The sequence below is a fragment of the Desulfofundulus thermobenzoicus genome (assembly GCF_009428905.1).
In the GTDB taxonomy this organism is placed as follows: domain Bacteria; phylum Bacillota; class Desulfotomaculia; order Desulfotomaculales; family Desulfovirgulaceae; genus Desulfofundulus_A; species Desulfofundulus_A thermobenzoicus.
The window spans coordinates 1-436 of the sequence record NZ_WHYR01000209.1; the positions used below are offsets into that span (position 1 = coordinate 1).

Genomic DNA, 436 nt, shown 5'->3' on the forward strand with positions numbered 1-436 from the left:
GTGCGAAAGAATTAGGTTATAAGTCTGTTTCTGATCTTCCAACATTGAAACTTTCCTACAACACAGATGAAGGCCACCAAAAGATTGCACAAGCAATTCAAGAAATGTGGAAAAAAGATTTAGGTGTGAAAGTTGAACTTGATAACTCTGAGTGGAACGTATACATCGACAAAATCCACAGCGGAGATTACCAAATCGGACGTATGGGCTGGTTAGGTGACTTCAACGATCCAGTGAACTTCCTTGAGCTTTACAAAGATAAAGACGGCGGAAACAACGACACTGGATGGGAAAGCAAAGAGTACAAACAATTGTTGAATGATTCTGCAAAAGAAACAGATAAAACGAAGCGTGAAGAAATGCTGAAAAAAGCAGAAGAAATCATCATCAACGATATGCCTATAGCACCAATTTACTTCTACACTCAGCTTTGGGT

Annotated in this window: 1 protein-coding gene; it reads left to right on the forward strand. The window is 39.2% G+C overall.

Features of this window, described 5'->3' with window-relative positions; translation table 11 throughout:
• On the forward strand, positions 1 to 436 hold a 436-nt coding region (locus GFC01_RS18280; RefSeq protein WP_243137698.1), incomplete at both ends, for an ABC transporter substrate-binding protein.